Genomic DNA, 19,984 nt, shown 5'->3' with positions numbered 1-19,984 from the left:
CAAAAATCAAATATAAAAAAGGCTAATCCAAAAATTTAGATTAGCCTTTTCCCTCTTACTTCTCTGCTTCGATTTTCTCTAATGCAGCAGCTACTTGTTCTTCCGTTAATTCATGTTGTATTACGTAGCGGTTACGTGGGCTTACACGGCATTCGTGAGAACATGCACGTAAATATTTCGCCTCGTTTTCTTCAGAACATAAAATTTTCTTGTTACATTCTGGATTTGCACAGTTTACATAGCGCTCACAAGGTTCACCTGTAAAGTGGTCTTTACCAACGATAACATGTTCTTTTTGGTTTACTGGTACAGCGATACGCTCATCGAACACATAACATTGTCCATCCCAAAGCTCACCTTGTACTTCTGGGTCTTTTCCGTACGTTACAATACCGCCGTGAAGCTGACTTACATCTTCATAGCCTTCACGAACTAACCAACCAGAAAACTTCTCGCAACGAATTCCACCTGTACAATAAGTTAAAATCTTTTTGCCTTCAAGTATTTCTTTATTTTCACGAATCCAATCTGGTAATTCACGGAATGATTCGATATCAGGTTTGATCGCACCTTTGAAGTGACCTAAATCAAATTCATAATCATTTCGCGCATCAATGATAACTGTATCTTCTTGTTTCATTGCTTCATAAAAATCTTTTGGCTCTAAATACTTCCCAGTTATTTCGTGTGGGTTAATGTCATCTTCTAGACGAAGTGTAACTAACTCTGGACGAGGACGCACGTGCATTTTCTTGAATGCATGACCATCAGCTTCATCTATTTTAAACACGATACCGTCAAAACGTGGATCATTGTTCATTGCTTCCATGTATTTCTCTGTTTGCTCTACAGTACCAGAACAAGTTCCGTTAATACCTTCTTTAGCTACAAGGATTCTTCCTTTTAACTCAAGTGAATTACAAAATTCTAAATGCTCTGCCGCGAATTCTTCTGGGTTTTCAATTGTTGTGTACATGTAATATAGTAATACTCTGTATGGTTTTGTAGTTGCCAATGTATTTCTACCACCTATCTAATTTTTAAAATCATGTATAAGTTAACGTTCATATCAAAACATATATAATAAGAAAATGAATCCCATTTCCTTCTCTTTATACTATTTTCTATCAGTTAACAAAAATAAAAAACAAGATTACACACCAAAACACTGTGGTTATGTTGTAATCCCAATATATTATATATCATACAAATGCAATTCCATCAATTAATATGCTGTATTATCGGCTTTATGTTCACATAAATTTCAAAAATAGCCCTTTAATTCATTATGTTTCCCCGCCTCATCACACCATAAACTCCCAATTTTTAATAATGCCACACCATTCATTGTATAAAGACATATAATTTGCACTAAGGAAACATTTATGTTCAAATAAAAATATCATCTAATACATTTAAATGTATTGAAATAAACAATAAGAATACTTACAATAATTTCATCAAGTTAACATTTCAAAGGGGAAAACTACTATGAATAAAGATATATCAAAAGATGAACATGTCCCTTCTCAAAGTACAACTGTTCAATCAGCGCATTTAGCATTAAGCGGACAAACGAAAGGCTTAAAAAGACTTTTACCATTCTTAGGTCCTGCTTTCATTGCTTCAGTCGCTTATATTGACCCTGGCAATTTCGCGACAAATATTGCCGCTGGATCACAATATGGATATTTATTACTCTGGGTAATTCTTGCTTCTAATTTAATGGCTGTATTAATCCAAACTTTATCAGCTAAATTAGGAATCGCTACAGGTAGAAACCTTCCTGAAATTGCTCGAGAAAACTTCCCAAAACCTGTTTCCATCGGCTTATGGATACAAGGTGAACTCGTTATTATGGCGACTGATTTAGCTGAATTTATTGGAGCTGCACTCGGATTGTACTTATTATTTGGGATTCCGATGTTACCGGCAGCTTTAATTACAGCTGCTGGATCATTTATTATTCTTGAATTTCAACGTAGAGGCTTCCGTCCATTAGAAGCTATTATAACAGGAATGATTTTTATCGTTGTTATCGCTTTTGGTGTACAAGTCTTTTATGCAAAACCGGAATTAAGTCCCCTACTTTCAGGACTTTTCATCCCAAAATTCCAAGGCGTAGACAGTATATTACTTGCAGCCGGAATTTTAGGTGCGACAGTTATGCCACACGCAATCTATTTACATTCCGCCTTAACGCAGCGCCGCGTAGTCGGAACAAATGATGAACAAAAGAAAAAGATTTTCCGATTCGAATTTATAGATATCATTATCGCAATGATTATCGCTGGAGCAATTAATGCAAGTATGTTAATTGTTGCTGCTGCACTATTCTTTAAAAACGGCTTGCATGTCGAAGATCTTGATGTCGCTTTTAACCAGTTTAGCAACTTAGTCGGTCCTGTATCAGCTGCTTTATTTGGAATTGGTCTCTTATCAGCAGGACTATCTAGCTCTTCTGTCGGTACAATGTCAGGTGATATTATTATGCAAGGTTTCATTCGAATGCATATTCCGTTATACTTACGCCGATTTATTACAATGATTCCACCATTAGTTATTATCGCTTTAGGTGTAAATCCAACTTACGCTCTAGTCATGAGTCAAGTCGTCTTATCATTCGGTATTGCCTTTGCATTAGTACCACTTATTATGTTTACAAGTAGTAAAAAAATTATGGGGGCACTCGTTAACCATCGCATAACTACCTTTATCGCTTGGATCATTGCTGTACTTGTTATCATTTTAAATATTTTCTTACTGTATCAAACATTTGTAGGGTAATGAAAGAAGAAGGCTGTCTCAAATTTCTGTTAAAGACAGCCTTCTTCTTTTTAAATTATAGATTTTCATCATCCATTTACATGACAGACCGTGCTTTCAACAAATTTTATAAACTCTTCTTCCTCCTCAATAAATGGAAAATGATTACTATATTCAAATGTCGACATTATCGCATTTGGCATAAGCTCCGCTACTTCCACTGCAAATTCATACGGACACTGTGCATCATAAATTCCAGCGTAAATATGGGCTGGTATATTTACATTCTCTAATTGTAAACGTAAATCAAATGTAGGTAACTCCTTATAAGAAAAATAATCAAGACGCTTTGATACTGTTTTACCGCTGTTCGGTCTAGCAATCATTTCATCATACGCTGTTTCATTATATAAAGACATCATTGTCCACTCTTTATTTACGGCACGCCTCTCATCAATTGTAGAAGCTACGTCCCTGAGCACTGCAAATATTTCTCTTAAACGAGCATTTTGATCATTATCTCTACAATAAATACTATTTTTATGATTCATATACTCAGCTGATGCACATAATCCGCCAGCTATAATTTTTACAAGCCTCTCTGGACACATTATCGCATATTGTAAAGCTAGCATTCCACCTGTTGAATGACCTGCATATGTCCAATCTTTAAAATTCAACGCCTCACGTATCGCTTCTAAATCACGTACTGCATCTACCATTCCCAAATTATATTTGGTGGTGTCATGTGTAGAATTTCCGCATCCTCTTAAGTTTATAAGGTACACTGTGTAATGATTCGTAAATGCAGAAGCAAATAAATTACCATTACTATTAAACTCACTGTATAGATGTGTTACACAAAGTGGTTTTCCTTCTCCCTTTTGAAAATACTCAAATTTCCCTCTATCAGTTTCGATATAATATTTCTCCCACATCAGCGTTTCCCCCTAATGTCTTTTTATATATTCTCCTTTTTCCGGCATTATCACACCCTTCTCAGTTCGAAAGTAAAGTGGTAATCCTTCCGAAAAAAATATGCTTACCTTGGATGGATCCTGCCTTTGATGATGAATATGTAAATGTGGCTCACTTGAACTTCCTGAGTTACCTACTTGAGCAAGAAATTCTCCTTCATTTACATGTTGTCCTTCCTTCACTTTAATTGACCCTTTCTTTAAATGCGCAAGAACCAAAAATGTCCCTGTTTCATCTAGTCGTAAATAAATATGATTTCCCGCCATTGACTGAAAATCATCCGATCCCGGAACTAAATCTTTTTCATCATTATTAATTGATACAACTGTTCCAGAAGCTGGTGCCATTACTTTCGCTCCATATATTCCATAATCATCCAACTTACTACTTTTCACTTCAGCAGGAGGAATGAGAATATCATATGCCCAGCGCTCATTTGGTTTGATAACGTGATAGTTCGTTTCTAAACGATCACCACCCCAACCTATTAATGCTCGTTCATTTAAAGGAAAGCGCACGACTACTTTAGGGCTCGTAGAATGTACATCTGCCGGGTAAGCAAGTCCGCCTATGTTAGCGAACCATCCTAAGGGCCAAGCTCCAATTATAGAAAAAAGCACAATGAAGAGTAGCGTTCTATCTATTCGCTTTCTGAAAATGCCTTTCCACACAAATAGTAATACTGACCCTATCAAAATAAAGCTTAATACGAAGCTAAAGGCTTGTATACTCCACCAAAAAACGACTGATATAATACCATTAACTAAATAAATTACACTCCAACTTGTAAGTAAAAAAGCAACTAAAATTACCAACACATATTTCTTCCACATGTTATATCCCCACTCTCATATCCTTGTTCTACATGATACGAATTGAAAATTACAACATACGTAAGAAATACTTACGACTTTCTTACATTTCTTTATACTGCGGTAAAACGATAGTAAAAACTGTTTCTTTATCGTTACTACGTACAGCGATATCTCCTTTATGAAGTTCTGCTATACTTTTCGCAATTGCAAGTCCCATTCCTTTTCCACCTGTATGAGAGCTGCGTGATTTTTCACCACGATAAAACTTCTCAAAAACATAAGGCAGGTTCTCATCCGGAATACATTGCCCAAAATTTTTAATTTCTATTTCAACATTCATGTCTCTTTTAGAAATTTGAATTACAATCTCCTTTCCGTCTTTCCCGTACATAATACTATTACTAATTACATTTTCGAATAACCTCACCATAAGTGCTACATCCATTTCCACATGTAACTCCTTATCACCTTTCATACAAAAGCTCATATCGGCATCATCTAGTTGTGGTACAAAATCAATCATAATTTGTTCCATTAACGCTTTCATATTTACTACACTTTTATGTAATTCAATCTCTCTATAATTTATTTGACAGTATTCTAATAATTCATCAACTTGATTTTTTAATTCATAACTTTTTCGCTTTAATATGCTTACATACTGTTCACATTCTTCTCCATTTGCATGCAGCTTATTTCCTAATAAGTCCGCATAACCGATTAAAGATGTTACTGGCGTTCGTAAATCATGAGAAATATTACTAATCATTTCATTTTTCATTTCCTGTGATTTTTTTTCATTCTCGATAGACTCTTTTAAGCTTTTCGCCATTCTATTAACATTTGTCGCTAGTTCACCAATCTCATCGCTTTTCGAAATAGGTATATGTATTTCAAAATTACCTTCACTTATTTCTTTCACGTTCTTGTTAATTTGAGACAACCTTTTCATCAGCGTTTTTGTCATGAATGCAAAGTATGTTGTAGTAAAAATCAAAAAAACTATAAAATATAAAAATGAATATTTTTCCTCTAAAACATTAACCTGACTATATATATTTCCAACCAAAATTTGAAACACTATTATACTTACAGTCGCTAACAAGATGCTACATATGAATGCGATAAAAAACTTAGCTCTAATGCCTTGTAATGATTTAATCTTCAATTTTATATCCGACTCCCCAAACATTTTGAATAAACTTCGGTTCTTTTGGATTCTCTTCAATTTTATTTCTTAATCTTGCGATATGAACCATTACTGTATTATTGCTTTCATAAGCCCTTTCTTTCCAAACGCTCTCATATATTTCTTCAATAGTAAATACACGATTCTTTGCAGCTGCCATTAAATACAAAATATCATATTCAGTTTTCGTAAGATTGATTGTTTCTCCATATAACATTACTGTTCTAGACGCTTCATCTATTTCTAAACCTCTAATATTTATTTTCTTTTCTATTACTTGGACAGCATTTTGATTGAAATATGTATACCTTCTTAATTGAGCCTTCACTCTTGCAATTAATTCAATTGTACTGAACGGCTTCACAATATAATCATCTGCTCCCGTACTAAATCCGACGACTTTATCTACGTCCGATGATTTTGCACTTAAAAACATAATTGGCAAACTATGTTTCTCTCTAATTCTTCTACACAATTCTATCCCATCCATTTGTGGCATCATAATATCCAAAATAGCAAGTTGAATGCTATTATTATTTATAATTTCTAAAGCCTCTTCTCCGTTATGAGCACTAAAAACTTTAAAACCTTCTTGCATTAAATTCACGTTCATAAATCGAACAATATCTTGATCGTCATCTACAATTAAAATTGAATTTTTCTCCATATACAAACCTCTTTTTGAAATATATTCCACAATCAATTTTATCATAAATTAAAGCCATACTCCCCTCTTGAATAATCTTTATTTTCAGACTAAATTATATAATAACAACACATTCTAGTTTCAAAAGAAATGGAGTGAAAGCATGTTTCCTATATTGAAAACCGACCGACTCATTCTACGAGAACTTACCGAAGAAGATGCACCAAGTATACTAAAATGCTTTTCTAATACTGACGTACTGCGCTATTATGGCCAAAAACCGTTACAAGATATTGATCAAGTGAAACAAATTATTCATAACTTTAAACTGAGTTACAATGCAAGAAGCGGTATAAAATGGGGAATCGAATCAAAAGACAAGAAAGAACTCATCGGTACCATTGGTTTTCACGATTGGTCTTCTGAGCATAAACGGGCCAATATAAGTTATGCCTTTTTGCCTGAACACTGGGGACAAGGATATGCGACTGAAGCTGTTTCTGAGGTTATATCATACGGTTTCCATACGATTCATTTAAAGCGGATCGGAGCAATTGTATTTCTTGAAAATGAAGCTTCCAATAAAGTACTATTAAAATTAGGCTTTGAAAAAGAAGGCGTTCTAAAAAATTATATGTATCAAGATGACATTCCCTATGATACGAATTTTTATTCTTTATTAAAATCGTTTTAATAGAATACATGTGTAAAAAACTTGTTTCAGTACAACAGTTATAGGTAGCGAATTTTTAATGAAGGATGCGAAGTACTATACTTTATAAAACATTAAAAAAGGGCTGTGAGTAAGCTTTTACTCATAGCCCTTTTTTATGTTCTTTTTCTGTTTTCGCAATGCTTTTGGTACGTATACGCAGAAAGGCTCACTTTCCATATAATCCCCCGTCATTGCATATGCTCTAGAACGAGATCCCCCACAAACATATCGAAACTCACAAACACCACACTTTCCCTTATACTTGTCAGGATTACGAAGATTTTGAAAAACAGGGGAGTTCCGATAGATTTCAGCTAGCGAATTTGTTCTAATATTCCCGGTTTTAATCGGCAATAACCCACTTGGATATACATCTCCAATATGAGAAATAAATACAAAACCGTTTCCATCATTCACCCCTTTTGGAGCACGCCCAAGCCCATTAACTCGCCCCGTCATCCCATTCATCAATACATCCTGATATTGAATGACCTGTTTTTCCTTTTTATGTTCTTTCATTTTTTCTTGGATCACAACACGTCTATAGTGCTGACCAGCTGTTGTTTTAATATCAAAAGAAACCTTTTTACTAAGTTGATATAGCCAACGGAATACCCTTTCATGTTGAGCTGGTGAAATCATATCTTTTTCCTTCCCTCGCCCTATTGGAACTAAGAAAAATATACTCCAGAGTACACATTCTAATTCTTCTATTAACACTGCCATCTCTTCAAGTACATCCACATTATAATTAGAAACAACGGTATTAATTTGAATAGGAATTTTTAATTCATGCAAATAACGAATCGCATTCATCGTTAATTGAAATGACCCTTCTGTCCCTCTAAAATGATCGTGTATTTCAGCTGTTGGTCCATCTAAACTAAATGCCCATCTAGCAAGTCCTACTTCTTTTGCTTTTTGAATCGCTTCTTTCGTAACTTTCGGGGTGGCACTTGGCGTCATAGATACTCGAACACCTTTTTTCACAGCATATTCCGCAATATCATATACATCTGGACGCATTAATGGATCTCCACCAGTAAATACAAGCATTGGATTTTCCATTTCATATATATCATCAATTAGTTTTTTTCCTTCTTCAAATGTTAACTCTAGAGGATGACGATGATACTGTGCTTCTGCACGACAATGCAGACATTTTAATTGACATGCTCTTGTCAACTCCCATATTACAATAAATGGATTATTATTAAAATCAAGATTCATCAATATTAACCCTCCCATCAATTGATATTCTAATTGTAAAGTTATATATGTATTTATGGTGTGAGATGTATCACAAATCATTCTCTTCCTACCCTACTGTTGATCTAATGTTTCTACCTTCCTCTTCACCAATTACAAAATCTCTTTTTTTAATATAAATACCCCTTTAGACTAAATTATCTAAAGGGGTATTTATATTAACATCTCTGCTTTCTTCAACTCATCAAATTTAAATTAAGTTGTTTTAAAATAGTATTTTTAAAGTTTTCCAACATCATTACCTCTTTTCTAAAACCATAAAGAACGTACTATCTGGTAGCGCAATATCATTCCCAGACTCATCTGTAAACTCGATTTTCTCGCTAAGATGGTTTGTATATCCATCCTGCAAATAGTTCATAGCTTGAACAATATTTACTTTATCTCCAAAGATACCCTTTACGAAGTCCTTATAGTCGTTTGGCGTAAAAATTCCAAACTGCTCCTGCACTTCATGAACAAAGGAATCCTCGCCCCAAGTATACGTATATAAGAACTCCATTGCATCATTAACAGGCATTTTGACTGTATTGTCTGCAAGTACCTCATACTGGATTATACGCCCCTTAAATTCTTGGACATACTGCTCTAAGAACTTCATTCCGCCTGCATCTTTAAAACGAATCACCCGCATTAACCTTTTATCTTCGGTCATGATGCCATCACGAATGATAATACGGCCTCCTGGCTTTAATACCTCATAAGCAGTCTGCAGCCCCTTTTTAATTACTTCATGATTAAATTTCCTACCTTCATACTCGATATAAGAGAACAGCTCATGAAGGATAGAAGAATATACAATCGTATCAACCGATTCTTTTTCAAATGAGCTGCTTAAATTGATTGCATCCCCTTTAATGACGTTCCAAGAACGCCCCTCGTTCTGCTTCTTCTTTTTCAACGTATCAATCACGTTTTCGGAAATATCGATACCGTAGATTCGTTTATCCTCGGTCTCTTCTTCAATCATGTCTAGCATGACACCACCACCGGCTCCGACATCTACAATCGTATCTCCCTTTATGTAATCAAGAATAATTCGTTTATCATCAGCCGAGCTATTCATATGCTCCAGATACACTTCTTCGTTATGGAATCTATCATATGCATCCTTTCGTAACCCGAAGAAATCAAACAGCAGGACATTTGCTCGAGCATGCATCATATCTATCTTTTCTGCCTCTACACAGAAGGTAATTAACGCCTCACCTACAGCAGAAAACCGAAACGACACATACGCAGTCTTCATATCTTCATCGACTTTAACCTGAAAAGAAACATGCGTTGTATTCGGTTTCTCGTTCTCACGGTACTCCCGTAAATACTTCTCAATAACTCGCTTACGATACACGTTGTCCTTTTTTTCACCTTTGAAATCATAATGTAGCTGCTGCATCAATTTCTCGAAATGTATATGCTGAACTTTTCTAGTGCCTATCTCATTCTTTAACATAACAAAAACTGTCCAAATATCCTCAAAGCTAAGAGCATGCATAGACGGTTCTACATACCACAAATCCTTATCAGATAAGAATGTTTGAACGTCACTCTTCTCGCTCCCCATAATTATATCTTTTTCAAATGCTGACTCCTTATGTTTTGGCGTGAGTCTATGTATACGAGAAGTAAATGGCTCCATATAACCATCAAACAGACCATCAATTGTAATCTTCACATCGTTCTTCACTTCACTCCACAAAGCTTTTGATACGCCCTCAATAATGCATTGGTTAAGATAGTATAGAATCTCCTTTAACCTAACGTCTCCATATTCTTCTTTATATGTGTTAACTAAATCAACATGAGAGTCCAAACGAGCCTCCCCGCGTATATACTGCCCGATTAATCCATGTGTTCTAATTAAATCTTGAATAAACAAATATTCAGTAGAGTTTAAGTTTGTCTCTACACGTTCAATAAACTGAATATCACTAAAGATATCAGCAGAACCCTCGTTATGTACCAATAGATTAATCCCTTTTTTCTTCCATTGCTCCCGCTGTTTTAAAGATCCTACCTTTGCAAGCTCACTATACGTTAGTACCTTTTCAATAATACGATATGCTTCTTCACCTAAAGACAGTCCATCTAACACTTGCAGCGTACGGTGTACATAGTACAACACTGCATCTGTTTTTAATGCACCAAGTACTTGTACATTCTCATAGTTTTGATGTATCTCCTCTGCCTCAATTAGATGCTTTAACCACGTAGGGATTGCAACAGAAATCCCTTCAATGTATGTATTTAGAACTTCAATGCTTTTCAACTTATTTCCCCCATATATAATCAATATCTGTAGTAAGGTCTAAGGCATCTTCTCCAAAAAGAACATCACCTTATGTCCCTCCCCCTAAATACTACTACTTGCTTTTTACCATCTACATCTCTTTCGAATAAAAATGTATCAAACCCAGTCTTTTTATTATGTAAAAGAGAGTTATAAATTCCGTTACTACCATGCCAAAGTTGTAACATATTTTTTGTTCATCTCTTATTTTAACTTCATGAGGAATTTCGAAAGATCACCTCTTAAATTAATAAACATATGTTGTAACAAAATCAACTGAAAATGGAAACGGCAAGCGGGTGCATTCCACTTGCCGTTTTTTCATAGCTTAGTATGTATTTGAATTTCTTTCGCTTTCTCTTTTTCCCCCTTCACCCGTACAATTAAATCATATGATCCGGATTTTGGAGCTTCAAAAGAAAGCAAACCTTCTTTTTGAGAAGTGATTTCTTCTTCATAAATAACCTTATCATCTTTTGTAACTTGTAATAAAATCGTACCTTCTTCAACAGCTGCTTCATAAGGGATTTCCACATTTCCTTTTTCAGCTTTAAGCGTTTGTACATCGTAATACCCTTGCAGAGAACCAATTTTTAAAGTCGTTTCGCCATTTTTTTGAACCTTTGTAACTTGTGTTGCTGTATTGCACGCGCTTAACAATACAACAAGAGTGAGAATCATAAATAAACGTAATGATTTCATAGAAATTCCCCTTTTTTATGTATATGTGAATTAAGATCCATTCTTTAACTATTTCAAAAACACCAACACCTAAAAAGAATCACTGTTTTTCTTCAATTTCTTTTTTAAATAATTTTTGAAACTCTAATTCTGTTTCATTAATAAAACCAAGATGTAACACACTAGAGATATCTTCATGATTCAAAAAGAAATTGTACTCTGAAGAAATATTACCATGAGGGAAATAACAACATACATAATCCCATGTTGTTTTTGTTTCAGAATCCATCTGTCTTCTTCCATAAACCATTAATGGATGTTCCCAATCTTTAAACATTACAACAGAACCTATTGGAAGTAATTCTAACTCTAAATTTTGTCCCATCTTATTTCCCACCTCTTAAAATAGCTTTTTTTACAATAAAATACATAATAGAGAATAGTAAACAAGCTCCAATTGTACCGAAAGTTGCAATTGAAATTTTCCCTGCTAATGATTCATTTGGATCTAATGCATTAGGTAAAACTGTCCCAAAAATTGCAATGCAAGCTAATATAACCATAAAATATTTTAAAATTTTCACTTTCTTATTCATACTAATTTTCCCCTTTATTCTTTAATAGCAAATTCTCCACCAAATCCCCATAAACCTACACCAGGACCAAATGGTACATGGAATTTCACTCCACTTTTTCCAGCTTCTAAAGATCCCCCGACTGTCCCAAGTGACGCCGATCCTCCAATTTGTAATTTTTTATCAGAAAATGGAAGTGGGATTTTTATAGCACTCTCATATTTTACCAGAGTAGCTTCAGCTCCTATATGTAAATTCCCATTTTCTACATGAGCACCTAACTCTGCAGTAGCAAGTGCTACTTTAGCTTCAGCTCCTACTCCAAATCCTCTAATATTCTCTTGTTCTATTCCAGCTTGGGCTACTGTAAAACCAACCATAGGTCCAAAAGTTTGTTCCCTCTTGTTTTTATCTTTCACATCAAATCTATCATAAGTACGAGAACTTACAAACGGCTCGGCTTCAACTGTAAGACCTTTAATAAATAGACCACCATTTCCCTTTTCATCTACAAGTGACTTTTCATACTTTTCACCATTAATTACATTACCAATTCCTTTTACAACTACTCCAACTCCCGCTTCAACCGCTGACTTTGAATTCATCAAAAGTGAATCATTTTTAGAGTTTTTAGACGAATATTCCATATCAGCTTTTTCAAATTTCTCTGCTATACGAAGTAATTCATCTTCTATTTGCTTTATAATATTAAGAAAAGATTCATGTGCTTTATTCATTCTAGGTAGATCATTATAAAAACTTAAACTTGAAGCACCAATCCATCTCATTTGAAGATTTAATAATTCCCCTTGAATTTTCAAATGACGATCTGATTCTATATTACTAGCATATTTAAAATTCTTTGCAATTCTTCTCAATTCTTCCGGTCTAACTTGTATATTCCCCATGGATATCCCCCTACCCTAATAACACATTCAATAAATCTTATAACATAAACATTTAATTTTAATCATTAAAAATCCTACTCTTTCTTACTTTAATTGTTTCTAAAATATAGATAAGAACCCCTAAACCAAATATCTTTTCAGCATTAGAAATATTATTACCTAATTTAATAATAGGTACATTTAATCCGAATCTTTCGCTCCATTCCAAAGGCATATATCCTCTTTTACAGTTTATTAATATCCGGTTATCCATTGTACGAAAAGAAGTTTCGAAAAAATCAAATTCAACTTCTACTTCAGAAATTTTTATCTTTTTTTCATTCGTTAAAGCACCACGTACCATTCCAAATCCTTGTATCATATTTTCTTTAAACATCCCTACACAATTATAATTTGAATCATAAATAGCCCAATCATAATTTTCAACTTCACTATGAAAATATGCTAGAATTTCTCCATCACTTGCTTCCAATCCAAAAACTTGTTTATTTTTTAAAACAGGTAATGTTGAAGAAACCATCTTTGTTCCTGCTACATATATCCCATCAGGAGTATATAAGCCCAAATGTTTATTATTTTCAGGTAATTCTAATAAAATATAAGTATCGATATCCCAAAACTTCAAATCATTTTCAACTATATTTTCTTTTAATAAATCGCCTTTTCTTAGTTGCCAAAATCCAATACCAAAAACAACAAATGAAACTATAATAATAAAAATTACTGGTCCCCAATTAATATTACCTCGAGTATTATATATACCAATTAATCCATAAAGAAAGAGCCCAATTCCAATCAAACACTTAAACTTCCCCTTTTTTTTATAAAACTCAAATAATTCCACACAAACACCTCTATCAATTCATCTTAATACCCCAAATTACCTTTTAAGTATACCAAGGACAAAATATATAATCTAATTTTTTTTTTATATAATTAAAAACAAACATAGTTACAGAAAGAAAATGCTTGTATGTTGATTTATACTACATTCCCTTATTCCTTGTATGCTATATTTCTATTCTTCTTTTTACTTAAACAAACTATTTGTTGCAACTTCTTATGAATGTGTAACTACAATTTTGCACTTCTCTTCTTTATATGCTAGGAACACTACCAAAGGATTTCCCTGTCCTCTGTAAAAAAACCTTACTTTTAATAAGTAAGGTTTTTTTATTTATTTATTTATTAGCGATATAAGCATTTTTATAAGTATAAACACCACCAAATTGATGCTTTTCAATTCCCTTTACGTAATCCTTTTGTACATAAGCTGAACCAATATGATACAGCGGCGCTACAGCTGCATCTTCTAATAATACCTGCTCAGCTTCTAGCAATGCTCCCCATCGTTTCTCTGGTTCTAGTACGAGATCAGTTTTCGCTTTCTTTATTAATTCATCGTAACGAGGATTGGAGTAACTCATTTTATTATTCGGATTACCCGTCGTAAATAGTTCTAAATAACTAATTGGGTCTTTATAGTCTGGTCCCCAATTTGCCATAGTTATATCGTAATCACCTGTTTGTTCTAACTGTAATTTTTGCTTAAATGGCTGTTGTTTAATTTGTATCGTTAATCCTTGTAAATTCTTTTCTAAATCACCTTTTATATATTCTGCCATACGTTTTGCGTTATCTTGTTCAAATGTTAAAAACTCGAAGTTTACTTGTTCTACTCCAAGCTCTTTTTTCGCTTCTTCCCAATTTTTTTTCGCACTTTGTACATCATATAAAGAAAGGTTTCCGTTTTCTTCCCTAAAATCTTTTCCCGTTTCTTCATTGATATGCCCAACTGGTACTAGCCCAGTTGCAGGTTTTGCTCCGTTATTAATAAAATGAGCAACGAAATCCTCTTTATTTAACGCGAATGAAATAGCCTGTCGCACTTTCTTATTTGCTAACGCACTATTTTTTTCATTAAAACGTAGCATAGCAATTGCAGGTTCGCTCGACATATGTAACTCCTTATCCCCTTTATACTTGTCTACAAATTGAGAATTAATAGGCACCCGGTCCAAATTACCAGCTTCGTATAAATTAACAGCGGTCATTGTATCCTTTACAATTTGAAAGTTTATCTCGTCTAATTTCACTTTCTTTTCATCCCAATATGTAGCATTTTTCTTTAATTGAAACTCTTGTTCATGCTTCCATTTCTCTAATACAAATGGCCCATTATATATGAGATTACTAGGTTCCAATGCATAATTCTTTCCTTGTTCTTTCAAAAATGATTCATGCTGTGGTAAGTAAATAGGTAGCGCTAACAACTGTAAAAAATACGGGATTGGCTGTTCAAGTTCCACTTCCAATTTATAATCATTTATAACTTTAACCCCAAGTTCAGCAAGAGGTACTGTTCCCTTATTTATCTCTTTTGCATTTTTCACGTAAAAAAGCATATACGCATATTGAGACGCTGTTTCAGGATTAATTGCACGTTTCCATGCAAACATAAAATCATTTGCTGTCACACTGTCTCCATTTGACCATTTTGCATCTTTACGCAAATCAAATGTATATTTTTTACCATCTTCACTTCTTTTAAACGATTTTGCTACCGCTGGAATAGGCTGATCTTGATTATCTAATACATACAACCCTTCAAATATGTTTTGCATAACGTGCGCTGACGTACCATCCATCGTTTTCGCGGTATCAAGAGAAGGAATCTCTTCTGATACTGTTACATTTAATACTTGTTTTTTTGACTCTGCATCACTTCTATTTTCCTTGTTATTACAAGCTGTTAATAATAAAGATGTAACAAGTGCCATTACCATTAAATGGCTCTTTTTTCGCTTCATGAGTTGTTCTCCTTAAATATAAAATATTATAAAGCGTTATATATTATAGCAGAAATATGAACAGAAAGATGCGACATTCTTTTGAATATTTATTCGTTCAAGAAAAAAGTGACCCTTTTAAAAAGGATCACTAAAGATTGAATGTATAATCTACGCTGTTCGCTCAAGTTTAAAAAACATCTCCTATTGTATACCTCCCTTTTTGCTTTAACTTTTCTTCTGTTTCATATAAATCCCCCCATAATTAACTTAATAGACATATAGGTACAGTTTGGTTGGGATATTTTTTTATCTCCATTAAGAAATGCCGCTTTTTTTTTGAAATTCAGGTCAAGTAGCAAGTGATATTTTACAAATCTTATACACTTAAGGATTTTGTAAGGATCAAGTAAGAAAAACGAGAACTTTGTTTCGTATAGTCAAAATATAAAGTGAAGAAAGAGAGATTAGGAGTTACTAGAGCCATTACGACAAAACCAGAACTGTTGGTTTTAGATGAACATATCAATGGTTTAGACGTTGTTACAACAGAACCTTAATTTATCATACCTATTTTTCACCATCACATATTGGAGGTTAAAACATGAATAAAAAAAAGAAAATACAAAAATCAATACTTTCCTTTACCCTGCTCTTTTCTTTAGGCATTTCATCTTTTCCGCTTACAACAGCTATTCACGCAAATACACATGAGGAACCATCTGTAGAAAAAAAACGAGTCTCTTTAACGGAGCGTACCTCATTATTTTTTGAATATCTCCAGCAAGATAAATATGCAGAGGCACTTCAGTTGACGTCTGCTGCTTTTCAATCCAAGTTTACAGCAAACACATTACAAAACTGGTGGACACAGAGTGGCTGGAGCGGTATAAAAAGCATGGGGCCCCCCGTGATAAAAGAACGAAACTTAGTCCATCAGACGGTGGAAATGCCAGCAGTTATCGAAGGAACTACCATACCGCTACTCCTTAAATTTACACCTGGCGGGAAAGTAGATGAAATTGGAGAAAGGCCTCCCAAGGAATCATATACCATCCCGCATCCTAGCTATGATCAACCTGACTCTTATCAAGAACGTGAAATCGTCATCGGAAATTCCACCTATCCGTTACCAGCGACATTAACGGTTCCGAAACATAAGCCTGGTGAAAAGCTACCCGTAGTTGTTCTTGTTCATGGTGCTGGCATCCATGATCGCGATAGCACATATATGGGAACAAAAATCTTACGCGATCTTGCGGTGGGCCTTTCATCCAACGGAATTGCAGTGTTGCGCTATGAAAAACGTACCTTAGAACACGCATTAAAGATGAGTGCAGAACCTGTTACGTTAGACCGTGATACTACAGATGATGCAATATATGCAGCAAAATCAGCAGCGCAGCAGGAAGGCATTGATCCAAATAATATTTTCATTCTTGGACATAGTCTAGGAGCTGGCGCAATGCCACGTATACTAAGCAAATCACCTTCTTCACTTGTTAGAGGAAGTATCTTACTCGCACCACCTGCACGCCCCTTGACTGACATTGCCATTGATCAGAATCAATACCTAGGGGCGTCAAAGGAAGTAATCGATGAACTAAAAAGACAGTTCGCTTTTATCCAAGACCCTACGTTCAATCCTGAGCATCCTCCAACTGGCTACAATTTGGGATCGCCTCATTTTATGTATGATGTTTCTAGGTGGCGTCCTGTTGAAGAGGCAAGATCACGAAAAGAACCTTTACTGATTCTGCAAGGAGCACGCGATTATCAAGTAACAGTAAAAAATGAATATATAAAATGGCAGGAAGGGCTTTCAAACCGCAGGAATGTTCAGTTCAATGAATACCCAAAATTGAATCATTTCTTCACAGAGGGTGATGGGGAATTAAGTCTTCCTAGTGAATATGAAATCCCTGCTAATATTCCTAAATACGTAATTCAGGACATTATTAAATGGGTCAACGCGACAAAAGAATAAGAAACATCAAAATCCTTTAAATAATCATTATGATGTAAAGGATTTTTGAAACTAATGATTTTATCTAAATTCTTAACTTCTTTTTATTAATAAAAAGGTTCAGACACAAAAACAGGATGTGGAGAAGACTTTCTCCACATCCTGAAAATACCTATCTTTGCAAACCTCGTTTATATCGACTTGCTTCAAATATAATACGCTCTTCATCTAACGTTTTACATTCGCCATTCCAAACGACATGTTTTCCGTTAATAATTACATCGCTTATATCTTTTCCACTAGCAGCATATACAAGATGCGATAATACTTCATCTGCTGGTTGTAAATGGGGCTTATTAGACGGATCAATTGTAATGAAATCAGCGCACTTTCCAACCTCAAGTGATCCTGTTTGTTTCATACCGATTACTTCAGCAGCTCCTTTAGTTGCAAGTGTAAGAGCTGTTTCAACCGGTAACGCTGTTGCATCTTGGTGAATACCTTTTTGTAGTAAAGTCGCTATGCGCATTTCTTCAAACATATCTAAATTATTGTTAGATGCAACACTATCTGTTGCAATTCCTACTTTCATCCCTGCTTCTAACATCGCTTTTACATTCGCTATACCAGACCCTAGTTTTAAATTACTATTCGGATTATGAGCTACTCGAACGTCATGTTCCGCTAAAAATGCACGCTCATTGTCATCTAATACTACACCGTGTGCAATCACTGTTGGTCGTTTAAACAATCCGCAACTTGCCGCATATTCTACTGGACGTTTTCCGTACTGCGCTTCAATATCACGTACTTCACGCTCTGTTTCCGAAAGGTGAATATGAACCATCGTTTGATTTTCTACTGCAATACGTGCACACTCTTCTAACAGTTCTGTACTGCATGTATATGGACTATGCGGTGCAACCATCGTAGTTAACATACCACTTTCGTTATAGTAACGCTTCACATATTTCTCAGCTTCTTCAATTGCTTTCTTTTCATCCTCTTTCGTTCCAAAGCTAAATAAAGTTCTTGAAACAGCAGCTCGCATCCCGCTCCTTGATACCGTTTCCATAATTGCATCTTGATCTACTCCAATTGGATTAAACATATCAGAGAATGATGTTGTACCACTTTTCACCATTTCAAGTAATCCTAGTTCCGTACTAGCAACCGCAAGTTCTGGAGTAAATTGACTTTCAAGTGGCCAAATTCTTGTCTCAAGCCACGGCTGTAATAACATATCATCACCAATACCTCTTAAGAGACTCATTACAACGTGTGTATGTGTATTGACAAGCCCTGGTAAAACCCATTTTCCTTTCATGTCAATTACTTCATCTACTTCAAAATCATTAGCGAATTCTCCGCTCTTCACATCTATAATTTGATCATTTTCTACAATGATATATCCATTTTCTATCACTTCATTTTGTTCATTCATCGTTACGATTGTAGCGTTTACATAAGTTGTTTTCAAAAGTATTTCCCCTTTCAACTCTATGAAGTTCCCTTTAATAAGTTACCACCATTATAGTAACTTATTAAAGATTAAGAGTCAAAAGATAATTTCAATTCTTTCGTTATCTTTTTCTTCAACATGCAATATTGTTTTTCATTTGTATCTGCAAATGCTTCTTCTCGATTTGATTCTATATCCATATAATTCAGTTTTTCATTAAATTGAGCCTCTGTAAAATCAAACCTCTGTCCATCTATAAAGTTATAAAAGTGCCACGCCTCTCTTACTTTTGTCTTTTTAATCTCTCCTCCGTATATGTCTTGAACGACCAAAGCCGTTACACCACACTGTCCCTTTGCTGGATTCTCAGTCGTCCACTTCGAACTTGTTTCAATCGACCACGATCTTATTAATGCTTCATATATTCTTTTTTCCTTTACATCATCCACTCTAATCTTCCCCTACTATTAATAGTTTTACACATCATATTTCAAAAGAGGCAGTAAACGATCCTTAAAGACCGTTGATGGTGTCTCTCCGATTAACTGTGCGCCCATTTTCAAGTAATATCCTTTTGCATTCGGATCACTATCAATCGTAAAACTTTTTAAGCCTAGTTCATTTGCTTTTTCTATTACATACTTCCACATTATTTTCCCGTAGCCTTTCCCTTTGTAACGAGGATGAATGTACAGGAAATCGAGAGCTTTATCATTACGTAAAAATGAGAAAAATCCAATCTTCGTATTATCGTTTTCAAAAACATATACAAAATTATTATTTATATACTCTTCTGTAATAGTTAAATCTTCCTTACAGGCAATTATGAATTCTTCACTATAATCCCACGTCGCTTTTGATTGTAGTGCGAGTTCACTTAATTCATTTGCTTCACTTAATAACGCTTCTCTTATCTTCATGATTCTTTCTCCTCA

19 protein-coding genes are annotated in these 19,984 nt (G+C 34.6%); 3 read left to right on the top strand and 16 right to left on the bottom strand.

The window, feature by feature from the left end; translation table 11 throughout:
* Positions 1 to 55 precede the first annotated feature (55 nt).
* Positions 56 to 1,015, bottom strand: a complete 960-nt coding sequence (locus tag PSR14_RS10215) for a rhodanese-related sulfurtransferase (RefSeq protein WP_000246227.1) — start codon at positions 1,013 to 1,015, stop codon at positions 56 to 58.
* A 476-nt stretch (positions 1,016 to 1,491) separates the two neighbouring features.
* On the opposite strand from PSR14_RS10215, the gene PSR14_RS10210 reads away from it, so the two are divergent.
* Entirely contained in the window at positions 1,492 to 2,787 is a 1,296-nt protein-coding gene (locus PSR14_RS10210) for an Nramp family divalent metal transporter (RefSeq protein WP_001030647.1), read from the top strand.
* Between the two features lie 68 nt (positions 2,788 to 2,855).
* On the opposite strand, the gene PSR14_RS10205 is transcribed toward PSR14_RS10210, so the two are convergent.
* The 4 genes from PSR14_RS10205 to PSR14_RS10190 all read right to left on the bottom strand — a co-directional run bounded on the left by PSR14_RS10205 (position 2,856) and on the right by PSR14_RS10190 (position 6,415).
* On the bottom strand, positions 2,856 to 3,704 hold the full coding sequence (locus PSR14_RS10205; protein ID WP_000263701.1) for an alpha/beta fold hydrolase: 849 nt from the start codon (positions 3,702 to 3,704) through the stop codon (positions 2,856 to 2,858).
* Positions 3,705 to 3,716: 12 nt separating this feature from the next.
* A complete protein-coding gene (locus PSR14_RS10200; protein ID WP_000265703.1) occupies positions 3,717 to 4,577 on the bottom strand; it encodes a M23 family metallopeptidase in 861 nt (286 codons plus the stop codon).
* Positions 4,578 to 4,659: 82 nt separating this feature from the next.
* Complete coding sequence (locus PSR14_RS10195) at positions 4,660 to 5,727, bottom strand: cell wall metabolism sensor histidine kinase WalK (protein ID WP_000695279.1); 1,068 nt, start codon at positions 5,725 to 5,727, stop codon at positions 4,660 to 4,662.
* Positions 5,717 to 6,415 carry a response regulator transcription factor gene (locus tag PSR14_RS10190; RefSeq protein WP_000414537.1) on the bottom strand — a complete coding sequence of 233 codons (699 nt, stop codon included), beginning with the start codon at positions 6,413 to 6,415 and terminating at the stop codon, positions 5,717 to 5,719. Before PSR14_RS10190 ends, PSR14_RS10195 begins: the two co-directional genes overlap by 11 nt.
* 142 nt (positions 6,416 to 6,557) lie before the next feature.
* Between PSR14_RS10190 and PSR14_RS10185 the strand changes: the two genes are divergently transcribed.
* The gene (locus tag PSR14_RS10185) at positions 6,558 to 7,088 is read left to right on the top strand and encodes a GNAT family N-acetyltransferase (RefSeq protein ID WP_000483981.1); all 531 of its coding nucleotides are present in this window, start codon (positions 6,558 to 6,560) and stop codon (positions 7,086 to 7,088) included.
* 117 nt (positions 7,089 to 7,205) lie between these two features.
* On the opposite strand, the gene PSR14_RS10180 is transcribed toward PSR14_RS10185, so the two are convergent.
* The 8 genes from PSR14_RS10180 to PSR14_RS10145 form a co-directional block, all read right to left on the bottom strand.
* A complete protein-coding gene (locus PSR14_RS10180; RefSeq protein ID WP_001046898.1) occupies positions 7,206 to 8,339 on the bottom strand; it encodes a TIGR04053 family radical SAM/SPASM domain-containing protein in 1,134 nt (377 codons plus the stop codon).
* 277 nt (positions 8,340 to 8,616) lie between these two features.
* Positions 8,617 to 10,647 carry a class I SAM-dependent methyltransferase gene (locus tag PSR14_RS10175; RefSeq protein ID WP_000835418.1) on the bottom strand — a complete coding sequence of 677 codons (2,031 nt, stop codon included), beginning with the start codon at positions 10,645 to 10,647 and terminating at the stop codon, positions 8,617 to 8,619.
* Between the two features lie 342 nt (positions 10,648 to 10,989).
* A complete protein-coding gene (locus tag PSR14_RS10170) occupies positions 10,990 to 11,370 on the bottom strand; it encodes a hypothetical protein (RefSeq protein ID WP_000838921.1) in 381 nt (126 codons plus the stop codon).
* A gap of 79 nt (positions 11,371 to 11,449) precedes the next feature.
* Complete coding sequence (locus PSR14_RS10165) at positions 11,450 to 11,734, bottom strand: DUF4176 domain-containing protein (RefSeq protein ID WP_000531359.1); 285 nt, start codon at positions 11,732 to 11,734, stop codon at positions 11,450 to 11,452.
* Between the two features lies 1 nt (position 11,735).
* Complete coding sequence (locus tag PSR14_RS10160; RefSeq protein ID WP_001036914.1) at positions 11,736 to 11,945, bottom strand: hypothetical protein; 210 nt, start codon at positions 11,943 to 11,945, stop codon at positions 11,736 to 11,738.
* A gap of 14 nt (positions 11,946 to 11,959) precedes the next feature.
* Complete coding sequence (locus PSR14_RS10155) at positions 11,960 to 12,832, bottom strand: WXG100 family type VII secretion target (RefSeq protein ID WP_000526898.1); 873 nt, start codon at positions 12,830 to 12,832, stop codon at positions 11,960 to 11,962.
* A 58-nt stretch (positions 12,833 to 12,890) separates the two neighbouring features.
* A complete protein-coding gene (locus tag PSR14_RS10150; protein ID WP_000418478.1) occupies positions 12,891 to 13,676 on the bottom strand; it encodes a hypothetical protein in 786 nt (261 codons plus the stop codon).
* Between the two features lie 337 nt (positions 13,677 to 14,013).
* Positions 14,014 to 15,642, bottom strand: a complete 1,629-nt coding sequence (locus PSR14_RS10145) for a peptide ABC transporter substrate-binding protein (protein ID WP_000823528.1) — start codon at positions 15,640 to 15,642, stop codon at positions 14,014 to 14,016.
* 583 nt (positions 15,643 to 16,225) lie between these two features.
* On the opposite strand from PSR14_RS10145, the gene PSR14_RS10140 reads away from it, so the two are divergent.
* Positions 16,226 to 17,608 carry a S9 family peptidase gene (locus PSR14_RS10140; RefSeq protein WP_001035239.1) on the top strand — a complete coding sequence of 461 codons (1,383 nt, stop codon included), beginning with the start codon at positions 16,226 to 16,228 and terminating at the stop codon, positions 17,606 to 17,608.
* 151 nt (positions 17,609 to 17,759) lie between these two features.
* On the opposite strand, the gene PSR14_RS10135 is transcribed toward PSR14_RS10140, so the two are convergent.
* Genes PSR14_RS10135 through PSR14_RS10125 form a run of 3 tightly spaced genes read right to left on the bottom strand, consistent with a single transcriptional unit; the run spans position 17,760 to position 19,969 of the window.
* Positions 17,760 to 19,085: a bifunctional S-methyl-5'-thioadenosine deaminase/S-adenosylhomocysteine deaminase gene (locus PSR14_RS10135; protein WP_001997220.1), complete on the bottom strand. Its 1,326-nt coding sequence runs from the start codon at positions 19,083 to 19,085 to the stop codon at positions 17,760 to 17,762.
* 53 nt (positions 19,086 to 19,138) lie between these two features.
* Positions 19,139 to 19,498, bottom strand: a complete 360-nt coding sequence (locus tag PSR14_RS10130) for a hypothetical protein (RefSeq protein WP_000342916.1) — start codon at positions 19,496 to 19,498, stop codon at positions 19,139 to 19,141.
* 27 nt (positions 19,499 to 19,525) lie between these two features.
* Positions 19,526 to 19,969, bottom strand: coding sequence for a GNAT family N-acetyltransferase (locus PSR14_RS10125; RefSeq protein ID WP_000701904.1), 444 nt, complete (start codon positions 19,967 to 19,969; stop codon positions 19,526 to 19,528).
* Between the last annotated feature and the right edge of the window lie 15 nt (positions 19,970 to 19,984).

Source organism: Bacillus sp. A01H, from assembly GCF_045277205.1.
Classification (GTDB): Bacteria; Bacillota; Bacilli; order Bacillales; family Bacillaceae_G; genus Bacillus_A; species Bacillus_A paranthracis.
The sequence above is the reverse complement of the archived record's forward strand: the minus strand, read 5'-3'. Positions and strand labels throughout refer to the sequence as shown.